The sequence below is a fragment of the Asaia sp. A2 genome, assembly GCF_057319415.1.
Genome location: NZ_JBXWTO010000038.1, coordinates 1 through 797 on the forward strand (window position 1 = coordinate 1; position 797 = coordinate 797).

Below are 797 nucleotides of genomic sequence, written 5' to 3' on the forward strand. Positions count from 1 at the left end.
GGTGATGTCACGTTAAGTGCGGCGTGTTAGACGCTGACGATGAGAGCGTCATGTGTGAGCTACAAACGGCACCGTTTTCCGTGTGAACTGATCGCGCATGCGGTGTGGCTCTATTTCCGCTTTCCCCTGAGCTTTCGTCTTGTGGAGGAGATGCTGCTCGAGCGGGGGATCGTGGTTTCGTATGAGACCATCCGTCGCTGGAGCCTGAAGTTTGGCACAGCTTACGCTCGCTCACTGCGACGCAAGGCGGCGAGACCGGATGATATTTGGCATCTGGACGAAGTGCGGGTCGTGATCCGTGGCAAGCCTCACTGGCTGTGGCGGGCAGTCGATCAGGACGGTTATGTCCTGGACGAGATCCTCCAGACACGACGCAATACCAAAGCAGCCAGACGTTTGCTGACACGGCTTTTGAAGCGGCAGGGGGTGCGCCCCGGTCGCATGATCACTGACAAGCTCAAATCCTACGGGGCAGCGAGGCGCAAACTCGGTCTCTCGATCCGGCATCTCTCGCATAAGGGTCTGAACAACCGGGCGGAGAACAGTCATCTTCCCTTGCGAAAACGCGAACGCATCATGCAGAAGTTCCGTTCGCCGGGCGGATGTCAGCGCTTCGTGTTCGTCTTCTCCGCCATCCGAAATCTCTTCGTCCCGTCCGCCTCCATCACCATCGCCCTTTCTCGTCACATCCACCGTCTCAGGGCTCTCGCCCAATGGAGCAGCGCGACCGCTCTCAGCGCCTGAATACTCATTCCCCGGGCGTCGCCTACCTCACATCAGTTAACGTGACAGCACCG

1 protein-coding gene is annotated in these 797 nt (G+C 58.7%); it reads left to right on the top strand.

Annotated elements, in window-relative coordinates; translation table 11 throughout:
* Nucleotides 1-39: 39 nt before the first annotated feature.
* A complete protein-coding gene (locus tag ACWNRM_RS15155; protein WP_485171507.1) occupies nt 40-744 on the top strand; it encodes an IS6 family transposase in 705 nt (234 codons plus the stop codon).
* Nucleotides 745-797 lie beyond the last annotated feature (53 nt).